Raw genomic sequence first — 20436 nt, 5'->3', positions numbered from 1 at the left:
CACGGAGGCAACAGGGAAGCCCAACCCCGGAACCGATCGCGCTTCCACGCGTCCCGCATACCTATCCCGCGGGCGGAATCGCTGGTTCCATATCAGGAGTATTGCAATGCCCCAGGTCACCATGCGTCAGATGCTGGAAGCCGGCGTCCACTTCGGCCACCAGACCCGCTACTGGAACCCGAAGATGGCTCCGTACATCTTCGGCGCCCGCGGCAAGATCCACATCATCAACCTGGAAAAGACCGTCCCGCTGTTCAACGATGCGATGAACTTCATCTCGTCGGTTGCCCAGAAGCGCGGCACCGTCCTGTTCCTGGGCACCAAGCGCAGCGCCCGCGAAACCATCAAGGAAGAAGCCGAGCGTTGCGGCATGCCGTTCATGAACCAGCGTTGGCTGGGCGGCACCCTGACCAACTTCCGTACCGTCAAGCAGTCGGTTGCCCGCCTGAAGGAACTGGAAGCCGGTGAAACCGACGGCACCTTCGAGAAGCTGGTCAAGCACGAAGTGCTGGGCCTGCGTCGCGAGCGCGACAAGCTGGAAGCCTCGCTGGGCGGCATCAAGGACATGAACCGTCTGCCGGACGCCATCTTCGTGATCGACATCGGCCACGAAGACATCGCGATCAAGGAAGCCAAGAAGCTGGGCATTCCGGTCATCGCCGTGGTCGACACCAACTACAACCCGGAACTGGTGGACTACGCCATCCCGGGCAACGACGACGCCATCCGCGCTGTGCAGCTGTACGCCCGCGCCGCTGCCGACGCCGTGCTGGAAGGCAAGGCCGCTGCCCCGCACGCCGCTTCGGTGCGCGAGGAAGAGTTCGCTGAAGCCGCTGCTGAAGGCGAAGAGAAGCCGGCCCGCCGCGCTCCGGCCAAGAAGGCTGCCAAGAAGGGCGACGACGCCCAGGCCTGATCCAGGCCCCGGGTGGACGCCCGGCGTCCACCCTCCCTGCACGCAGCCCCTGGCGCGTGACAGGACCGTGTCACACGGGCCGGCCACCATGCCGGCCCAACCCCTTTCTTTCGTGAGGTAATCCCGTGGAAATCACTGCTTCCCTGGTCAAGGAACTGCGCGAGCGCACCGGCGCCGGCATGATGGAATGCAAGAAGGCGCTTACCGAAGCCAACGGCGACATCAACGCCGCTGCTGAAGCCATGCGCAAGTCCGGCGCTGCCAAGGCCGACAAGAAGGCTGACCGCGTGGCCGCCGAAGGCCGTCTGGGCCTGGCCCAGGACGGCGGCAAGGCCGTGCTGGTCGAAGTCAACTCGGAAACCGACTTCGTCGCCAACGATGACAACTTCAAGTCCTTCGTCAACGCCGTCGCTGCCGCTGCCCTGGCATCGGGCGCCACCGACGTCGAAGCCGTGAAGGCCGCCACGCTGGCCGACGGCCGCACCGTTGAAGAAGCCCGCGCCACCGCCGTGCAGACCCTGGGTGAGAACATCCAGATCCGCCGCATGGTCAAGGTCGACACCACCGGCAACATCGGTGCCTACGTCCACACCAACGGCAAGGTTGGCGTGCTGGTCGACCTGATCGGCGGCGACGTCGAGCTGGCCCGTGGCCTGGCGATGCACGTGGCCGCGCTGAAGCCGCCGCACAACAAGGCTGCGGACGTTCCGGCCGAGTTCGTCGAAAAGGAAAAGGAAATCGAGCTGGCCAAGATGACCGAGAAGGACAAGGCCAAGCCGGCCGACATCCTGGAAAAGATCATCAGCGGCAAGATCAACAAGATCGTCAGCGACGTGACCCTGTACGGCCAGACCTACGTGCTGGGCGACACCACCGTCGAGCAGGTGGTCAAGGCCGCTGGCGCGGACGTGGCAGGCTTCAAGCTGCTGATCGTCGGCGAAGGCATCGAAAAGGTGGTGGAAGACTACGCCGCCGAAGTTGCCAAGGCGATGCAGGTCTGATTCCAGCCCTTCGGCTGTGAAACGACCAGAAGGAGCCGCGGGAAACCGCGGCTCTTTTTTTATGCATGGGCCTAGGGATTAACCCATGGCCCATCGGTGGGTGCGCACCGTTGGTGCGCACAACCGGCACCTTTGCGTTGCGCTCGAATCAAGCCGATACTCAGTCGCAGGGAATCCTCAGTCACTTAGCAGGAACGAAAATCGCGGACTGTGATGCATTCCTAGGTATTCTTGCCCCAATGGAATTGAACGACCCGACATGCCTCCCGAGCTGACAGCTGCCCTGGCGCTCTGCCGCAACCTGCCTTCGCCACCCGGTATTGCCCTGCGCATCATCGAACTGGCTCAGGACCCGGAAGCGGACATCGCCACCGCCGCCGACATCATCGCCATCGACATGGCGCTGAGCGCTCGCATGCTGCGCATCGCCAATTCGCCGCTGTATGCCAGCCGCCGCCGCATCGAGAACCTCGGCCAGGCGCTGACCATGCTGGGCCTGAACGCCACGATCAGCCTCGCCCTCGGCTTCACCGTCACCCAGGGCCTGACCGGCGGTGGCGCCGATCATGACCTGCGCCAGCGCGCGTGGAAGCGCAGCATCCTCAGTGCCCTGGCGGCCAGCCAGCTGGGCCAGGCGCGCGGCCTGCGCCGGCTGGAGGAGCTGATGCTGGCCGGACTGCTGCAGGACCTGGGCGTGCTGTGCCTGACCCAGGCCGAGTCGGAGCGCTACCTGCCGCTGCTGCGCGAAGCACGCGACAACATCGACCTGGTTTCCCTCGAGCGCGAGGCGCTGGGCTGCAGCCACGCCGACGTCGGCGCCTGGGTGGCCGAGCAATGGGGCCTGCCCCGCTACCTGGTGGAGAGCATCAGCCACAGCGAGGACGAGGACGCCGCCGAATCGCCATTCCAGGCCTGCGTGCAACTGTCCGGCGCAGTGGCCGACATCTGGCTGGATAGCGACGCCGATGCCGCGCGCGAGCGCGCCCTGCAGCAGGTGCACGACCGCCTGGAGCTGGACAGCGCGCGCTTCGACCAGGTGCTGGCCCGCATCAGCGAGGCCCTGCCCGACATCGCCAGCCTGTTCGATGCCGGCCTCAATTCTCCGGCGCGGGTGCGCGAGCTGATCGATCATGCGCAGGAACTGGCCACGCTGCGCAACCTGCGCGAACTGCAGGATGCCGACCAGGCACGCCGCCGTGCCGACGAATTCGAGGCGCGCGCCAAGCGCCTGGCCGACCAGGCCCATCGTGATGCATTGACAGGCGTGCTCAACCGCCGCCAGCTGGAAGCGGTGCTGGAGCAGGAATTCCTGCGTGCCGGCCGCCAGGGCTGGCCACTGTCGGTGGCCTTCATCGACCTGGACGACTTCAAGAAGATCAACGACGCCCACGGCCACCTGACCGGCGACGAGGTGCTGCGCGCCTTCGCCGGCAAGCTGCAGGGCCAGTTGCGCAACAGCGACACCGTGGCCCGCTTCGGCGGCGAGGAGTTCGTCGCGCTGCTGCCCAACACCAGCGAAAGCGTGGCCCTGGACGTGATCCGCCGGGTGCTGGCCAACATCGTCGCCACGCCGATGGCCGAGCTGGAGGGTGGTCCGCTGTTCGTCACCTTCTCCGCCGGCGTGGCCACCCAGGGCGGCTACGAGCGCTTCGCCGACGTCCAGGACCTGCTGCGCGCCGCCGACGATGTGCTGTACCGCTCCAAGAACCTGGGCCGCAACCGGGTGATCGCCCGCTCGCCGGGGGCGCTGGGCCATGACGAGCTGTCGGCCACGGCCAGCGCCGAACTGGGCTGAACGGGGCGCCCCGGCAGACCGGGCGAACCACCAGATTCTGCGCCGCAGTGCACAAAACACTTTGGCACAACGCCGCATGCGCGTAGAATCGCCCGCGATTTCCACGCACCCGAGGTCCCCATGTCCAAGCTCGCCTATCGCCGCATCCTTCTGAAACTCTCCGGGGAGGCGCTGATGGGAGACGAGGACTACGGCATCGACCCCAAGATCATCAATCGCCTCGCCCGTGAGGTCATCGAAGCCCAGCAGGCCGGTGCCGAAGTGGCGCTGGTGATCGGAGGTGGCAACATCTTCCGCGGCGCCGGCCTGGCCGCCGGCGGCATGGACCGCGTAACCGGCGACCAGATGGGCATGCTGGCCACCGTCATCAACGCCCTGGCCATGCAGGACGCCCTCGAGAAGCTGGGTGCCAAGGCCCGGGTGATGAGCGCGATCAAGATCAACGACGTGTGCGAGGACTACATCCGCCGCCGCGCCATCCGCCACCTGGAAAAGGGCCGCCTGGTGATCTTCGCTGCCGGCGTCGGCAGCCCGTTCTTCACCACCGACTCCGGCGCCGCACTGCGCGCGATCGAGATCGGAGCCGACCTGCTGCTGAAGGCCACCAAGGTCGATGGCGTGTACGACAAGGACCCGAACAAGCACAGCGATGCGGTCCGCTTCGACAGCCTGAGCTACGACGAAGTGATCCGCCGCGGCCTGGAAGTGATGGACACAGCGGCCTTCGCTCTGGCCCGCGACAGCGACCTGCCGATGCGCGTGTTCGACATGGGCCAGCCGGGCGAACTGCTGAAGATCCTCAACGGCGCGAACATCGGCACCCTGGTCCAGGGCCGCGACCCGGCCTGAGCCTGAGCGCAAAGCGACGACCGGGCCGATTCAGGCCCGGCAGCGTCCCGTATTCGCCTATAATCGCCCGATTCCAGATACATCCAGGACCGGGCGATGCTCAACGACATCAAGAACAACGCGCAGACGCGCATGGCCAAGAGCATTGACGCTCTGAAGCACACCCTCACCTCCATCCGGACCGGCCGTGCCACCCCGGCCCTGCTGGACCGCGTGACGGTCAGCGCCTATGGCAACGCCAGCACCCCGCTGAACCAGGTCGCGTCGATCTCCAACGCCGACGCCCACTCGCTGCTGGTCACCCCGTTCGACAAAGGCATGATCAAGGAGATCGAAAAGGGTCTCTACAACGCCGAGTTCACTCCGAACACGCTGGGCACCGCGATCCGCATCAACATGCCGCCGCCGACCGAAGAGCGCCGCAAGGAGCTGGTCAAGCAGGTGCAGAAGGAAGGGGAAGGCGCCAAGATCGCGATCCGCAACATCCGTCAGGACGCGAACAAGGAAATCGCCAAGCTGGTCAAGGACAAAGCGATCAGCGAAGACGAGAAGAAGCGCGGCGAAGACGACATCCAGAAGCTGACCGACGCCAACATCAAGGACGTCGACAAGGTCGTTGCCGACAAGGAAAAAGAACTGCTGTCGGTCTGAAGTCGATGCCTTCAGTCCCGCCTCCGTTGCCTGCCTCCCTGCCCCGCCACATTGCCATCATCATGGATGGCAATGGGCGTTGGGCACAGCAGCGCCGTCGCCCCCGGGTGATCGGCCACCGTGCCGGCGCGCGCGCGGTCAACCGCACCATCGAGCGCTGCCTTGAACTGGGCATTCCGGCGCTGACCCTGTTCGCCTTCTCCAGCGAGAACTGGGGCCGGCCGCAGGAGGAAGTGGACGCGCTGATGAAGCTGTTCCTCGGTGCACTCGACCGCGAAGTGGACGAGCTGCACCGGCGTGGCGTGCGCGTGCGCTTCATCGGCGAACGCGAGCGCTTCGGCGCCGGGCTGGTCAGCCGCATGCAGCTGGCCGAGCAGCGCACCGCCGACAACACCACCCTGACCCTGTCGATCGCTGCCAGCTACGGTGGCCGCCAGGACATCGCCCGCGCCGCGCGCGCCCTGGCCGTCGAAGTGGCGGCCGGTCGCCTGCTGCCCGAGCAGATCGACGAAGCGCTGCTGGGCAGCCAGGTGGCCCTGGCCGACCTGCCGCCGCCGGACCTGTTCATCCGCACCGGCGGCGACACCCGCATCAGCAACTTCCTGCTGTGGCAGCTCGCCTATACCGAACTGTGGTTCACCGAGGCCCTGTGGCCGGACTTCGACGCCGGGCAGCTGCAGCAGGCGCTCGACGCCTATGCCGGTCGCGAGCGTCGTTTCGGCCTGACCAGCGCCCAGATTGCCGCACTGGCCACCGAGACTTCCAGCCCATGACCAAGACCCGAGTCCTTGCCGCGCTGATCATGGCGCCGCTAGCCATTGCGGCGATCCTGCTGCTGCCCACGCAATGGCTGGCCGCCGCCGCCGCCGCCGTGCTGCTGATCGGCCTGTGGGAATGGCTGAAGCTGGCCGGTATCGAAGACACCCTGGCGCGCACCGTGCTGCTGGTGCTGAACCTGCTGCTGATGGTGCTGCTGGTCTGGGCCGATGGCAGCACCCTGGTCCTGTTCCAGATAACCACGCTGGCCGGCGTTGCCTGGTGGCTGGCCGCGCTGCTCTGGTTGCGCTTCTTCAACTTCGGTGCACAGCCGTCGGCACCCTCGCGGATCCTGAAGATGCTGGCCGGTACCCTGGCCATCGTCCCGGCCTGGGCCGCGCTGGTGCTGATCCATGCCGGCGGCGATCCGCCGGGCCAGCAGGGCCACCTGTGGCTGCTGGCTGCTCTGGCGCTGGTGTGGGCGGCCGACTCGGGCGCCTATTTCGCTGGCCGCCATTTCGGCAAGCACAAGCTGGCGCCGCGGATCAGCCCCAACAAGACCTGGGAAGGCCTGTTCGGCGGCCTGCTGGCCGGTGTCGCCGTGGCCCTCGGCCTGGGCTGGCTGGCTGGCATCGATGCCGCACACCTGCCCGGCCTGTTGATCACCGCGGTGGTGGCGGTGTTCGCCTCGGTCCTGGGCGACCTGTTCGAGAGCCTGATCAAGCGCCATGCCGGCGCCAAGGACTCAGGCCACCTGATCCCGGGCCACGGTGGCGTGCTCGACCGGGTCGACGGCGTCCTCGCCGCCGTGCCGGTGTTCGCGCTGGGCAAGGAAATCTTCGGGTTCTGACCATGAATGCTGCTGCAGACCTGCGCCGGGTCGCCGTGTTCGGCGCTACCGGCTCGATCGGCGCCTCCACGCTGGACGTGATCGCCCGCCACCCGCACCGCTACCAGGCCACGGTGCTCGCTGCCGGCCGCCAGGTGCAGGCGCTGCTGGCGCTGTGCCGCCAGCACAGACCCGCGCACGCGGTGATCGCCGACGCATCGCTGTTCGCCGAACTGCGTGACGGCCTGCGCGAGGCCGGCCTTGCCACCGAGGCCCATGCCGGCCAGGCCGCGCTGGACCAGCTGGCCGCCAGCGATGCCTGCGATACCGTGGTCGCGGCCATCGTCGGCGCGGCCGGCCTGTCCTCGACCCTGGCTGCCGCGGCCGCCGGCAAGCGCATCCTGCTGGCCAACAAGGAATCGCTGGTGCTGGCCGGCGAACTGCTGACCCGGACGGCCGAACGTGCCGGTGCCGAAATCATCCCGATCGACAGCGAGCACAGCGCGATCTTCCAGTGCCTGCGCTCGCGCGATGCCAGTGTCGACGGCGCCGGCGTGCGCCGGATCCTGCTGACCGCCTCCGGCGGCCCGTTCCGTGGCCGCAGCCGCGCCGAACTGGCCCAGGTCACCCCGGCCCAGGCCGTTGCCCACCCCAAGTGGTCGATGGGGCCGAAGATCTCGGTCGATTCGGCGACATTGATGAACAAGGGCCTGGAAGTCATCGAGGCCCACCACCTGTTCGGCGTGCCCGGCGAGCGCATCGAGGTGCTGGTGCACCCGCAGAGCCTGGTCCATTCGCTGGTCGAGTTCGTCGATGGCTCGACCCTGGCCCAGATGGGCCTGCCGGACATGCGCACCACTCTCGCCGTCGGCCTGGGCTGGCCGCAGCGCATCGAATCGGGCGTGGCCGGGCTGGACCTGCTGGTCCAGGGCCGCCTGGATTTCGAGGCCCCGGATACTGACGCCTTCCCCTGCCTGGCGCTGGCCTGGCAGGCCATGCAGGCCGGCGGCACCGCACCGGCGGTGCTGAACGCCGCCAATGAAGAGGCGGTTTCAGCGTTTCTTCAGGGCCGGATCGGTTTCCTGACGATCCCGGAGCTGGTTGCTAACGCTCTTTCAACACTGCCGACCCAGCCAGCCGATACACTGGAGATCCTGTTGTCCGCCGACCAGCGGGCACGCCAGCTCACCCTGAACGCCATCGACGCCGCCTGAACGACCGCCTCGCCCAGCATGACGCCGCCGCCCCTGCCCACCACTGTGAGCCTGCATGACTGACTTCATCGGATCGGTCTGGTGGATGATCGTCAGCCTCGGGCTGCTGGTCACCTTCCACGAGTTCGGGCATTACTGGGTCGGGCGCCTGTGCGGGGTCAAGATCCTGCGTTTCTCGGTCGGCTTCGGCCGGCCGCTGTGGTCGCGCCGCGACAGGCACGGCACCGAGTTCGCCATCGCCGCCATCCCGCTGGGCGGTTACGTGAAGTTCCTCGACGAACGCGAGGTCGAAGTCCACCCGCACGAGCGCGGCCAGGCCTTCAACCACAAAACCGTCTGGCAGCGCATCGCGATCGTTGCCGCCGGCCCGATCGCCAATCTGCTGCTGTGCATCCTGCTGCTGTGGGCGATGTTCGTGATTGGCAAGCAGGATTACTCGCCCACCATCGGCCGTGTCAGCGGCATCGCCGCCAGTGCCGGCCTGGCCAGCGGCGACCGCGTGCTGCGCGTGGACGACCGCCAGGTGGTCACCCTCGGCGAGGCCAGCATGGCGCTGACCGCAGCCGCGATGGACCGCCGCGACGTGAAGCTGGAAGTGCTGGATACGGCCGACCAGGTACGCACGCGCACCCTGCCGCTGTCGCAGCTGCCGGCGGGTTTCGATGAGCGGCGGGTGCCGATCCTGGCTGGCCTGCACTGGCAGTCGTGGCTGCAGCCGGCGCAAGTGGAGTCGCTGACTGCGGACTCCGTGGTGGCAGGGCAACTGCAGCCAGGCGACCTGATCGTGGCCATCGATGGCCAGCGCATCGACAGCGTCGACCAGGTGATCGGCGAGATCCAGGCCCTGGGCCGTGCCGGCGGGCCCGGAATGATCGAGGTCCTGCGTGGCGGCGAGCGCCTGGCGCTGGAAGTCACCCCGCGCCAGGGCAAGGACGGCAAGGGCAATCCGGTCTGGCAGATCGGCGTCGGCTTCCCCACCAGCTACAGCCCCGCCTACGACACCCTGCTGCGCTATGGCCCGCTGGATGCGGTGACCGTGGCGGTGCGCGAGACCGGCCGCCTGGCCGCCGACTCGCTGGGCATGATGGGTCGCATCGTGACCGGCAAGGCCTCGCTGCAGAACGTTTCCGGGCCGGTCACCATCGCCCGCGTGGCCAATGTCTCGGCCAAGCGCGGCCTCGACTGGTTCCTGCAGTTCCTTGCCCTGCTGTCGCTCAGCCTGTGCATCATCAACCTGCTGCCGATCCCGATCTTGGACGGCGGCCACCTGCTGTATTACCTTATCGAGTTGGTCAAGGGCAGCCCGCTGAGCGAGCGTGCCATCGCCGCCGGCCAATACATCGGCCTGGCGTTGCTGGCCGGGCTGATGGGGTTGGCGTTCTACAACGACATCCTCGGCCTGGTCCCGCGATGAACTTTTCCACGTTGTTGCCGTCTACAGCGTCGGCATCCCGCACCAATGAAATCGACCTTCCTACCGGACGTGACATGACGCGACTCCCCAATCGCCGCCTGCTGGCCCTCGCCCTCGCCGCCGTCACCGGCGCTCCCGCCCTGGCCCAGGCAGCCGAGCCCTTCACTGTCAGCGACATCCGCGTCGATGGCCTGCAGCGCATCAGCTCGGGCACGGTGTTCACCTACCTGCCGGTGGAACGCGGCGAGACGATCACCGACAACAAGGTCGGCGAGACGATCCGCGCCCTGTACAAGACCGGCTTCTTCGAAGACGTGCAGCTGGACCGCCAGGGCACGATCCTGGTGGTGACCGTCAAGGAACGCCCGGCGATCAACAAGCTGACCGTGACCGGCAACAAGGACATCAAGTCCGACCAGCTGCTCAAGGGCCTGTCCGACATCGGCCTGACCGAGGGCGGCACCTTCGATCGCCTGAGCCTGGACCGCGTGACCCAGGAACTGCGCCGCCAGTACAACGACCGTGGCAAGTACAACGTCGACATCACCCCGACGGTGAGCCCGCTGGACCGCAACCGCGTGGACATCGCCATCGCCATCAAGGAAGGCAAGGCCGCCAAGATCCGCCACGTCAACCTGGTGGGCACCGAGAAGTTCGAGAGCAAGGACATCCTGGAGACCTGGGAGTCCAAGGAGCACAACTGGGCGTCGTGGTACCGCCGTGACGACCAGTACTCCAAGGAAAAGCTGTCCGGTGACCTGGAAAAGCTCAACTCCTGGTACCTGGATCGCGGCTACGTCGATTTCAGCATCGATTCCACCCAGGTCTCGATCAGCCCCGACAAGCGCGACATGTTCCTGACCGCGGGCGTGACCGAGGGTGCGCAGTACAAGATCTCCGAGATCAAGGTCAGCGGCGACACCATCCTCCCGCAGGAGGACGTCGAGCGCATGGTGATCCAGAAGTCCGGCGACACGTTCTCGCGTGCCCTGCTGGAATTCAGCTCGGACACCATCACCAATTCGCTGTCCAACATCGGCTACGCGTTCGCCAAGGTGAACCCGATCCCGACCACCAACCGCGCCGAGCAGACCGTGGCCATCAACATGCAGGTCGTGCCCGGCCCGCGCGTGTCGGTGCGCCGCATCCTGTTCCGCGGCAACACCCGCACGTCCGATGAAGTGATGCGTCGCGAAATGCGCCAGTTCGAGAACAGCTGGTACTCGCAGGCCGCGATCGACCGCTCCAAGATCCGCCTGCAGCGCCTGGGCTACTTCGAATCGGTGGAAGTGGAGACCCCGGCCGTCAGCGGCAGCAACGACCAGGTCGACGTCGTCTACAACGTCAAGGAAACCACCTCGGGCAGCTTCGTGTTCGGCCTGGGTTACTCGCAGTCCTACGGCATGACCACCTCGGTGCAGCTGTCGCAGAACAACTTCCTCGGTGGCGGCAACCGCGTGTCGGTCGAAGCCTCGCGCAGCAGCTACCTGCAGCGCTACGGTTTCAGCTACACCAACCCGTACTTCACCGATGACGGCGTGTCGCTGGGCTACAACCTGTCCTGGCGCGAACTGGATTACTCCGACTTCAACACCGCGCAGTACAACAGCACCAACGGTGCCGCGCAGGTGGTGTTCGGCGTGCCGCTGACCGAGACCGACACCGTCTCGCTGATGTTCGGCATCGACAGCAACCAGATCACCACCTACGAAGGCTCGACCCCGCAGTCGATCATCGACTACATCAACGCCGTCGGTAAGCGCACCTTCCATGCCTGGCGCACCGAGCTGGGCTGGGCGCGCGACTCGCGCAACGACTACTTCATGCCGACCCGCGGTACCTACCAGCGCGTGGGCCTGGAAACCACGCTGCCGGGTTCGACCATCGAGTACTACAAGCTGAACTACCAGATCAGCAAGTACTGGCCGATCATGCCGTCGCTGGTGATCAACACCCGCGCCGAAATCGGCTACGGTGATGCCTACGGCAAGGACTACACCCGTACGCTGACCAATCCGGATGGCACCACCCGCACCGTCACCGCCAGCGGCCTGCCGTTCTTCGAGAACTTCTACGCCGGTGGTACCAACTCGGTACGCGGCTTCGAGGACAACACCCTCGGCCCGCGCGAAGTTACCCGCGGCTACCCAGAAGGCCAGCCGCTGGGTGGCTCGCTGAAGACCGTCGGTTCGGTGGAAGCCTACTTCCCGCGCCTGTTCGACAGCCCGTCGGCGCGCGTGTCGGCCTTCGTCGACTTCGGCAACGTGTATACCGGCGTGGACAACTTCAAGGCCAACGAGCTGCGCGTATCCACCGGTGTGGCCCTGCTGTGGCGCGCCCCGGTCGGCCCGATCTCGATCAGCTACGCCTTCCCGCTGAAGAAGGAAGACGATGACAAGATCGAACGCCTGCAATTCACGTTCGGTGGGCAGTTCTGACGAACCGCGAGGCGGTTCGCCAGAACTGCCCCCGCATTCCACCTATCCCCCGCGCCGCTACGCATGCCATCCATGGCATGCGCCCTTCGGGCCGTTGCATAGCAACGTTGGGAATCGCTCCTGCGATTCCCAGGGGCGCGCCCCCCCCTTAACAAAGGGGGCTCTCCACCAGACGGGGTGCGAAGCGCCGGGCTCTGCCCGGCGTTTTCGTTTGGCCTGGATGCCGGAAGCGCCCGCTCTGCTTTTGATCTTTTCTGTTTTTCCGTGGCTGGCACTCGCGCCAGGCCGTCGGAGGTCGGACGGGGTGGGGCTGCGGGGGTGTGAGCCGCATGGATGCGGCGACCAAGGCTACATGGACGTACTTGCGCCGCCCCCCGCAGCCCCGCCCCGTCCGACCCAGCCCATGACACTGGCTCTGCCGGCCGTGAGGGGCCCTGCCGTTGGCTGCATATGCCCCCCCGCATGACCGAAATGGCGTCACACGTTAAACTCCCGCCGTGAATACTCCCACCTACACCGCCCAGCAACTCGCCGAGCAGTTCGGCCTGCAGGTCCATGGCGATCCCGCTACCGCCATCCATGGCGTGGCTACCCTCGCCCATGCCGGTCCTGGCCAGCTGACCTTCCTTGCCAACCCCCGCTATCGCGTCCAGCTGGCCGACAGCCGGGCTTCGCTGGTGGTCCTGCGTGCCGATGACGTCGAGGCCGCCCCCGGCGCCGCGCTCGTCGCCAAGGACCCGTACACCGCATTCGCCAAGATTGCCGCGCTGTTCGACATCGCGCCGACCCGCCCGCCGGGCATCCATCCCAGCGCAGTGATCGATCCCAGCGCCCAGGTCGCCGCCAGCGCCCATATCGGCCCGTTCGTCACGGTCGGTGCGCGCAGCGTCGTCGGTGAGAACTGCATCATCGGCACCGGCAGCGTGATCGGCGAGGACTGCAGCCTGGATACCGGCTGTGAGCTGATCGCCCGCGTGACCCTGGTCACCCGGGTCACGCTGGGCAAGCGCGTGCGCGTGCATCCCGGTGCCGTACTCGGCGCCGATGGCTTCGGCCTGGCGATGGACGCTGGCAAGTGGATCAAGGTGCCGCAGCTCGGCGGTGTCCGCATCGGCGATGATTGCGAGATCGGCGCCAATACCTGTGTTGATCGTGGCGCGCTGGAAGACACCGTCCTTGCCGAGGATGTTCGCCTGGACAACCTGGTGCAGATTGCCCACAACGTGCAGATCGGCGCCCACTCGGCCATTGCCGGCTGCACCGGCATCGCCGGCAGCGCCAAGATCGGCCGTTACTGCCTGCTCGGCGGCCACGTTGGCGTGGTCGGCCACCTCGAGATCTGCGACAAGGTCGTGATCACCGGCAAGTCGGTGGTCCGCAACTCCATCCATGAGCCGGGCGAGTATTCGTCCGGCACCCCATTGACCGACAACCGCACGTGGCGCAAGAACGCCGCGCGCTTCAAGCAGCTGGACGCATTGGCTCGCCGCGTTCTGGCTGCTGGCAAGGAGAAAGAATGAACGATTCGCTGCAGCTTCCGATCGACGTCTGCCAGATCCAGGAACTGCTTCCGCACCGCTACCCGTTCCTGCTGGTGGACCGGGTGCTTGAACTCGACGTCGAGGCCAAGCGGATCCTGGCGCAGAAGAACGTCAGCATCAACGAGCCGTTCTTCCAGGGCCACTTCCCGGGCCGCCCGATCATGCCCGGGGTGCTGATCATCGAAGCGCTGGCGCAGGCTGGCGGCGTCATGACCCAGCTCACGCTCGGCCGCGATGCGCAGTCCAAGCTGTTCTACATGGTCAAGGTGGAAAACGCCCGCTTCAACAAGCAGGTCGTGCCCGGTGACGTGCTGATGCTGGACGTGCAGATGAAGCGCCTGATCCGCAACATGGGCTGGTACTACGGCGAAGCCAAGGTCAACGGCGAAGTCGTCGCGTCGGCCGAGGTCATGTGTGCCGGCGCCAAGGGCTGATCCACTGGAGGCAGCAATGACTGACAACGCACCGCGGATCCACCCCACCGCCGTCATCGACCCGGCCGCACGCCTGGCCGACGATGTCCAGGTGGGCGCCTTCACCCTGATCGGCCCCGATGTTGAAATCGGTGCCGGCACGGTGGTGGGCCCCCATTGCAGCATCCACGGCCCGACCCGGATCGGCCGCGACAACCGCTTCGTCGGCCATGCCGCGATCGGTGGCGAGCCGCAGGACAAGAAGTTCGGCGGCGAGCGTACCGAACTGGTGATCGGCGATCGCAACGTGTTCCGCGAGTTCGTCACGCTCAACCGTGGCACCGGCGGCGGCGGCGGCATCACCACCATCGGCAACGACAACTGGATGCTGGCCTACACGCACGTGGCACACGACTGCCATGTCGGCAACTTCTGCGTGTTCTCCAACAACACCACTCTGGCTGGCCACGTGACCGTGGGCGACTACGTGATCATCAGCGGCTTCGCCGGTGCCCACCAGTTCTGCCGCATCGGCGCGCATGCCTTCCTCGGCATGGGCGCGCTGACCAATGGTGATGTACCGCCGTTCACCATGGTCGGCACCGATTCGCTGGGACGCCCGCGTGGCATCAACAGCGAAGGCCTGAAGCGGCGCGGCTTCGACGCTGACCGCATTTCGGCCATCAAGCGTGCGTACCGCACGCTGTACGTCGCGGGCCTGCCGCTGGCAGAGGCCAAGGTGCAGCTGACCGAACAGGCGCGTGACAGCGACGACGTGAAGGCGATGCTGGACTTCATCGAGCACGCCGAGAGGCCCCTGCTGCGATGAGCAGCTCGACCGGCCAGGCGCCGGCCGGCGCCGCGGTGATCCCGCTGGCCTCGATGGCCGGCAGCGTTCCCGCGCAGCGGGTGCTCAGCGAGCGCCCGTTGCGGATCGCGCTGGTTGCCGGCGAAGCCTCCGGCGACCTGCTCGGTGCGGGCCTGGTGCGTGACCTGAAGGCACGCTTCCCGAATGCCGAGTTCGCCGGTATCGGCGGCGATGCCATGCGCAGCGCCGGCTGCCAGACCTGGCACGATGCCAGCGAGCTGGCGGTGATGGGCCTGACCGAAGTGCTGCGCCACCTGCCGCGCCTGCTCAAGCTGCGCTCGGCGTTCCGCCAGCGTGCGCTGGACTGGCAGCCGGACGTGTTCATCGGCATCGACGCCCCCGACTTCAACCTGGGCATCGAGCGCTGGCTGAAGCAGCGTGGCGTGCGCACCGTGCATTACGTCAGCCCGTCGGTCTGGGCCTGGCGCGAAAAGCGCGCCGAGAAAATCGGCAGCAGCGCCGACCTGGTGCTGTGCCTGTTCCCGATGGAGCCGCCGATCTATGCCCGGCACGGCATCGACGCGCGCTTCGTCGGCCACCCGATGGCCGATGACATTCCGCTGCAGGGCAACCGCGAGGAAGCACGCGCCGCGCTCGGCCTGCCGGCCTCGGCCAAGGTGCTGGCGGTGTTGCCGGGCAGCCGCCTCGGCGAGATCTCGCGCCTGGGCGAACCGTTCTTCGAAGCCGCCTGGCAGGTCTCCGAACGCATTCCGGGCCTGCATGTGGTGGTGCCTGCCGCCAACCCGGCCTGCAGGCAGCTGATCGAAGAACAGCTGTCGCGCTCGGCGCTGCCGGTGGCCTACTCGCACGTGCTTGACGGCCAGGCGCGCAACGCGATGATCGCCGCCGACGTGGTGGTGCTGGCCTCCGGCACCGCGACCCTGGAAGCCATGCTGGTGAAGCGGCCGATGGTGGTCGGTTACCGCGTCAACGAACTGACCTATCGACTGGTCAAGGCGCTTGGCCTGATCAAGGTCGACCGCTTCGCCCTGCCCAACATCCTGGCCGGCCAGGACCTGGCACCGGAGCTGATGCAGCACGACTGCACGCCGGACAGGCTGGCCGCGGCCATCCAGCAGTGGTTCGACCACCCGCAGCGGGTGATCGACCTGCAGGACACTTATGTGCGCCTGCACGAGCGACTGCGACGCAACGCCTCGGCGCGTGCCGCCGATGCCGTCGGCGAGCTGCTGATGCGCGACCAGGCGCAGGCATGAGCCGCCGCCACGCCGCAGCAGCAAGCCTGGCCCTGTTCGACGGTACGGCAGTGGTCGAGCCGGAGCGCCTGGTCGCCGGTGTCGACGAGGCCGGGCGTGGCCCTCTGGCCGGGCCGGTGGCGGTGGCGGCGGTGGTATTCGATCCGTCACGGCCACGGATCAACGGCCTGGATGATTCCAAGCAGTTGACCGCTGCCCGCCGCGAGCAGCTGCATGACCGCATCGTCGAGCGCGCCCTGGCCTGGCATGTGGTGCTGGTGGACGTGGACACCATCGACCGCCTGAACATCTACCAGGCCACCCTGCAGGGCATGCGTGACGTCGTTGCAGCGGTCGCCCACGTGGCCGGCTTCGCCCGCATCGACGGCAACGTGGTGCCCAAGGGCCTGGTACTGCCGGCGCAGGCGCTGGTCGGCGGCGATGGCATCGACCGCGCGATCATGGCCGCCTCGATCCTGGCCAAGGTCTCGCGCGATCGCTACATGCAGGACGTGCACGCCCGCCACCCCCAGTATGGGTTCGAGCAGCACAAGGGCTATGGCACTCCGGCCCACCTGGCCGCCCTGCGCGAGCACGGCCCCTGCGTGGAGCACCGGCGCAGCTTCGCCCCGGTGCGCGAGTGCCTGGAAGCGCCGGCTGTCGCGGCCATCGCCTGAGCCTGCTGGCGTTGTAGCGCCGAGCTCATGCTCGGCAGCTGTGGACAGCCGAGCATGGGCTCGGCGCTACAGAAGGCGGCCTCCCGCACGCCTGAATCCGGCGCCACGCCGTGCCCCTGTCAAGCCTTGTGGCAACCCCCTGCCCTCGCTACCCTGACCGGGCATTCCAGCGCTTCCCGACCCCGGCGACGAACCTCCGTCAGCACCCGGGGCCCGCGCGCTCCAACCTGGTCCGGCATGTCCAACTCCCGCTTCGTACATCTCCACGTCCACACCGAGTTCTCGCTGGCGGACTCGACCATCCGCGTGCCGGCCAAGCCGGACCAGGCGGACCCGAAGAAGGCCAAGCAGGCCAACCTGCTGTCGCGCTCGGTGGAGCTCGGCCTGCCCGCGCTGGCGGTGACCGATCTCAACAACCTGTTCGCCCTGGTCAAGTTCTACAAGGCCGCCGAAGGCGTGGGCATCAAGCCGATCGCCGGTGCCGACGTGCTGATCGCCGAGGAAGGCCAGGACCCGTGGCGGATGACCCTGCTGTGCCGCGACCGCGAGGGCTACCTGAGCCTGTCGCGGTTGCTGACCCGCGCCTGGATGGAAGGCCATCGCCCGGAAGGCGGTGTGGCCATCCACCCGGACTGGCTGAAGGCCGGCAACGCCAACCTGTTCGCGCTGGCCGGACGGCAGAGCCTGGCCGGGCGCCTGGCACTGGACGGCAAGCATGAACTGGCCGAGCAGCAGCTGGCCGACTGGCAGCGCGTGTTCGGCGATGGCCTGCACCTGGAGCTGACCCGTACCGGCCGCGAGGGCGAGGAAACCTTCAACCAGTTCGCGCTGATGGCCGCCGGCCAGCGCGGCCTGCCGGTGGTCGCCAGCAATGACGTGCGCTTCCTGTCGCCGTCGGATTTCAGCGCGCACGAAGCGCGCGTGTGCATTTCCACCGGCCGCGTGCTGGACGATCCCAAGCGCCCGCGCGAGTACAGCGACCAGCAGTACCTGAAGTCGGCCGAGGAGATGTGCGCGCTGTTCGCCGACATCCCCGATGCGATCGACAACACGCTGGCGCTGGCCGAGCGCTGCAACATCGAGATGCGGCTGGGCACCTACTTCCTGCCCAACTACCCGGTGCCCGACGACGAGACCCTGGACACCTGGATCCAGAAGATGTCGCGCGATGGCCTGGAAGAGCGCCTGGCGAAGAATCCGCTGGCGCCGGGCAAGACCCGTGAGGAGTACTTCGAGCGCCTGGAGTTCGAGCTCAACACCATCATCAAGATGGGCTTCCCCGGCTACTTCCTGATCGTGGCCGACTTCATCCAGTGGGGCAAGAACCAGGGCATCCCGATCGGTCCCGGCCGTGGTTCGGGTGCCGGCTCGCTGGTGGCGTGGGCGCTGAAGATCACCGACCTGGACCCGCTGCCGTACAACCTGCTGTTCGAGCGATTCCTGAACCCGGAACGCGTGTCGATGCCCGACTTCGACATCGACTTCTGCATGGACCGCCGCGACGAGGTGATCGACTACGTCGCGCGCAAGTACGGGCGCGAGCGCGTCAGCCAGATCATCACCTACGGCACCATGGCCGCAAAGGCGGTGGTGCGCGACTCCGGCCGCGTGCTCGGGTTCCCGTACGGCCTGGTGGATGGCGTTTCCAAGCTGATCCCCAACATCCTGGGCATCCACCTGAAGGATGCGCTGGGCAAGGGCAAGGAAGGCCCAAGTTCGGAAATGGCGTCGCCGGAACTGATCCAGCGCTACGAGACCGAGGACGATGTCCGCGACCTGATCGACCTGGCGCTGCAGCTGGAAGACCTGACCCGCAACGCCGGCAAGCATGCCGGCGGCGTGGTGATCGGGCCCGAGCCGCTGAGCGAGTTCTGCCCGCTGTACGCCGAACACGACGAGAACGGCCTGGGCAAGAACCCGGTCACCCAGTTCGACAAGAACGACGTGGAAGAAGTGGGCCTGGTGAAGTTCGACTTCCTCGGCCTGCGCACGCTGACCATCATCGACTGGGCGGTGAAGGCGATCAACAAGCGACACGAACGCGCGGGCATTCCGCCGGTCGACATTGCCGCGATCCCGCTCGACGATGCGCCCACCTACAAGGACATCTTCGCCAATGGCAACACCGGCGCGGTGTTCCAGTTCGAATCCTCGGGCATGCGCCGCCTGCTGAAGGACGCGCGCCCCGACCGCTTCGAAGACCTGATCGCGCTGGTGTCGCTGTATCGCCCCGGCCCGATGGACCTGATTCCCTCCTTCAACGCGCGCAAGCACGGCCAGGAAGAGATCATCTATCCCGATCCGCGCACCGAAGCGATCCTGAAGGACACCTACGGCATCATGGTGTACCAGGAGCAGGTGATGCAGATGGCGCAGATCGTCGGCGGCTACTCGCTGGGCGGCGCTGACCTGCTGCGACGCGCGATGGGCAAGAAGGTGCCGGCGGAAATGGCCAAGCACCGCGAGATCTTCCGCGAAGGCGCAGCCAAGGGCGGCGTCGACGGCCCCAAGGCCGACGAAATCTTCGACCTGATGGAGAAGTTCGCCGGCTATGGCTTCAACAAGTCGCACGCCGCTGCATACGCACTGGTCAGCTACCAGACCGCCTGGCTGAAGCGCCATTACCCGGCCGAGTTCATGGCGGCCACGCTGTCTTCGGACCTGGACAACACCGACAAGGTGGTCGGCTTCCTCGACGAGGTGCGCAACCTCGGCCTGACCGTGCTGCCGCCGAAGGTGAACCAGTCGGCCTTCATGTTCGAAGCGGTCACACCGGACACGATCCAGTACGGCCTGGGCGCGATCAAGGGCGTCGGCCAGGGCGCCTGCGAAGCGGTGGTCGAGGAACGACTGAAGGGCGGACCGTTCAAGGATCTGCTGGACTTCTGCACCCGCGTCGGCTCGGCCAAGCTCAACCGGCGCACGCTGGAAGCGATGATCAACTGTGGCGCGCTCGATGAGCTCGGCCGCAACCGTGCCTCGCTGATGCTGCAGCTGCCGGAAGTGATCAAGGCCACCGACCAGATGGCACGCGAGCGTGCGTCCGGGCAGAATTCGCTGTTTGGCGGGCCCGATCCGAGCACCGTGTCGATCCAGCTGGACCTGCCCGAGGCCGAAGAATGGCCGCTGCTGCAGCGCCTCAACGGCGAGCGCGACACGCTGGGCTTCTACCTCAGCGGCCACCCGTTCGATCCCTGGCGCGACGATGTGCGCGACCTGGTCGGCAACGACCTGGGTTCGGTGGAGAAGATCTGGAGCGCCAACAGCGGCGGCGGCGGCGGTGGCGGCGAGAAGCGCTGGCGCCCGGAAGTGCAGACCGTGCTGGCCGGCCAGGTGGTCGGCGTGCGCCGCAAGGGTGAGAGCCAGATCTTCATCCAGCTGGAGGACGGTCGCGGCCGCGTGGAGTGCAGCGCGTTCTCCGATGCGATGGCCGAGTTCGGCCACCTGATGACCAAGGACCGCATCCTGGTGGTCAAGGGCGGCCTCCGCGAGGACGAATTCAACGGCGGCTACGCACTGCGCATCCGCCAGTGCTGGGACTTCGACGAAGTCTGCGCCAACTACGCCACGCGGCTGTCGTTGCGCCTGGACCTGCGCCAGCAGCGCCCGGTCTGGGAGCGCATCAATGCCCTGCTCGACCGCCATCGCCCGGGGCGGACGCCGTTGCGCCTGGACCTGCTGCTGAAGGGCCCGCACGGCGGTGTCGCCGGCATGCTGGATGTCTCCGGGCAGAGCGCAGTGCGCATCGATTCCAAGCTGATGGAGGCGCTGCGCGCCGACCCCGCCGTACGTACGCTGAAGGTGCGCTACAGCCCGCCGTGGGCCAGCTGAGGCTGGCTGCTTCGTGTTCCTGTTTTCCCGTTCCAGTCATCAAGGACGAT

Annotated in this window: 16 protein-coding genes; all 16 read left to right on the top strand. The window is 67.0% G+C overall.

What is annotated here, in order from left to right:
- Positions 1-106 precede the first annotated feature (106 nt).
- The 16 genes from rpsB to dnaE all read left to right on the top strand — a co-directional run bounded on the left by rpsB (position 107) and on the right by dnaE (position 20386).
- A complete protein-coding gene (gene rpsB, locus ACS0OT_RS06290; protein ID WP_005408748.1) occupies positions 107-913 on the top strand; it encodes a 30S ribosomal protein S2 in 807 nt (268 codons plus the stop codon).
- A 125-nt stretch (positions 914-1038) separates the two neighbouring features.
- Positions 1039-1914, top strand: a complete 876-nt coding sequence (gene tsf / locus ACS0OT_RS06285) for a translation elongation factor Ts (protein ID WP_005415856.1) — start codon at positions 1039-1041, stop codon at positions 1912-1914.
- 259 nt (positions 1915-2173) lie between these two features.
- On the top strand, positions 2174-3709 hold the full coding sequence (locus ACS0OT_RS06280; protein ID WP_065186369.1) for a sensor domain-containing diguanylate cyclase: 1536 nt from the start codon (positions 2174-2176) through the stop codon (positions 3707-3709).
- Positions 3710-3829: 120 nt separating this feature from the next.
- A complete protein-coding gene (pyrH, locus tag ACS0OT_RS06275; protein WP_005415854.1) occupies positions 3830-4558 on the top strand; it encodes a UMP kinase in 729 nt (242 codons plus the stop codon).
- Between the two features lie 96 nt (positions 4559-4654).
- Complete coding sequence (frr, locus tag ACS0OT_RS06270; RefSeq protein WP_005415853.1) at positions 4655-5209, top strand: ribosome recycling factor; 555 nt, start codon at positions 4655-4657, stop codon at positions 5207-5209.
- A gap of 5 nt (positions 5210-5214) precedes the next feature.
- A complete protein-coding gene (gene uppS / locus ACS0OT_RS06265; protein WP_032954050.1) occupies positions 5215-5982 on the top strand; it encodes a polyprenyl diphosphate synthase in 768 nt (255 codons plus the stop codon).
- On the top strand, positions 5979-6815 hold the full coding sequence (locus ACS0OT_RS06260) for a phosphatidate cytidylyltransferase (protein ID WP_005415851.1): 837 nt from the start codon (positions 5979-5981) through the stop codon (positions 6813-6815). The genes uppS and ACS0OT_RS06260 overlap by 4 nt, the downstream gene beginning before the upstream one ends.
- Positions 6816-6817: 2 nt before the next feature.
- Positions 6818-8008, top strand: coding sequence for a 1-deoxy-D-xylulose-5-phosphate reductoisomerase (locus ACS0OT_RS06255; RefSeq protein WP_164229798.1), 1191 nt, complete (start codon positions 6818-6820; stop codon positions 8006-8008).
- Positions 8009-8063: 55 nt separating this feature from the next.
- A complete protein-coding gene (gene rseP, locus ACS0OT_RS06250; protein WP_061480177.1) occupies positions 8064-9422 on the top strand; it encodes an RIP metalloprotease RseP in 1359 nt (452 codons plus the stop codon).
- A gap of 74 nt (positions 9423-9496) precedes the next feature.
- Entirely contained in the window at positions 9497-11860 is a 2364-nt protein-coding gene (bamA, locus tag ACS0OT_RS06245; protein ID WP_065177435.1) for an outer membrane protein assembly factor BamA, read from the top strand.
- Positions 11861-12357: 497 nt separating this feature from the next.
- Positions 12358-13380: a UDP-3-O-(3-hydroxymyristoyl)glucosamine N-acyltransferase gene (gene lpxD / locus ACS0OT_RS06240; RefSeq protein ID WP_065186372.1), complete on the top strand. Its 1023-nt coding sequence runs from the start codon at positions 12358-12360 to the stop codon at positions 13378-13380.
- On the top strand, positions 13377-13835 hold the full coding sequence (gene fabZ / locus ACS0OT_RS06235) for a 3-hydroxyacyl-ACP dehydratase FabZ (RefSeq protein WP_005415845.1): 459 nt from the start codon (positions 13377-13379) through the stop codon (positions 13833-13835). Before lpxD ends, fabZ begins: the two co-directional genes overlap by 4 nt.
- Before the next feature lie 16 nt (positions 13836-13851).
- Positions 13852-14643 (top strand): acyl-ACP--UDP-N-acetylglucosamine O-acyltransferase, encoded by a 792-nt coding sequence (gene lpxA / locus ACS0OT_RS06230; RefSeq protein ID WP_005415844.1) that lies wholly within the window; start codon positions 13852-13854, stop codon positions 14641-14643.
- A gap of 53 nt (positions 14644-14696) precedes the next feature.
- Positions 14697-15899: a lipid-A-disaccharide synthase gene (gene lpxB, locus ACS0OT_RS06225; RefSeq protein ID WP_262090893.1), complete on the top strand. Its 1203-nt coding sequence runs from the start codon at positions 14697-14699 to the stop codon at positions 15897-15899.
- Positions 15896-16555, top strand: a complete 660-nt coding sequence (locus ACS0OT_RS06220) for a ribonuclease HII (RefSeq protein WP_005415842.1) — start codon at positions 15896-15898, stop codon at positions 16553-16555. The genes lpxB and ACS0OT_RS06220 overlap by 4 nt, the downstream gene beginning before the upstream one ends.
- A 237-nt stretch (positions 16556-16792) precedes the next feature.
- On the top strand, positions 16793-20386 hold the full coding sequence (dnaE, locus tag ACS0OT_RS06215) for a DNA polymerase III subunit alpha (protein WP_329953690.1): 3594 nt from the start codon (positions 16793-16795) through the stop codon (positions 20384-20386).
- Positions 20387-20436 lie beyond the last annotated feature (50 nt).

Source organism: Stenotrophomonas maltophilia group sp. RY12688 (assembly GCF_052149045.1).
GTDB classification, from domain to species: Bacteria; Pseudomonadota; Gammaproteobacteria; order Xanthomonadales; family Xanthomonadaceae; genus Stenotrophomonas; species Stenotrophomonas sepilia.
This window is presented reverse-complemented; position numbering and strand designations above follow the sequence as displayed.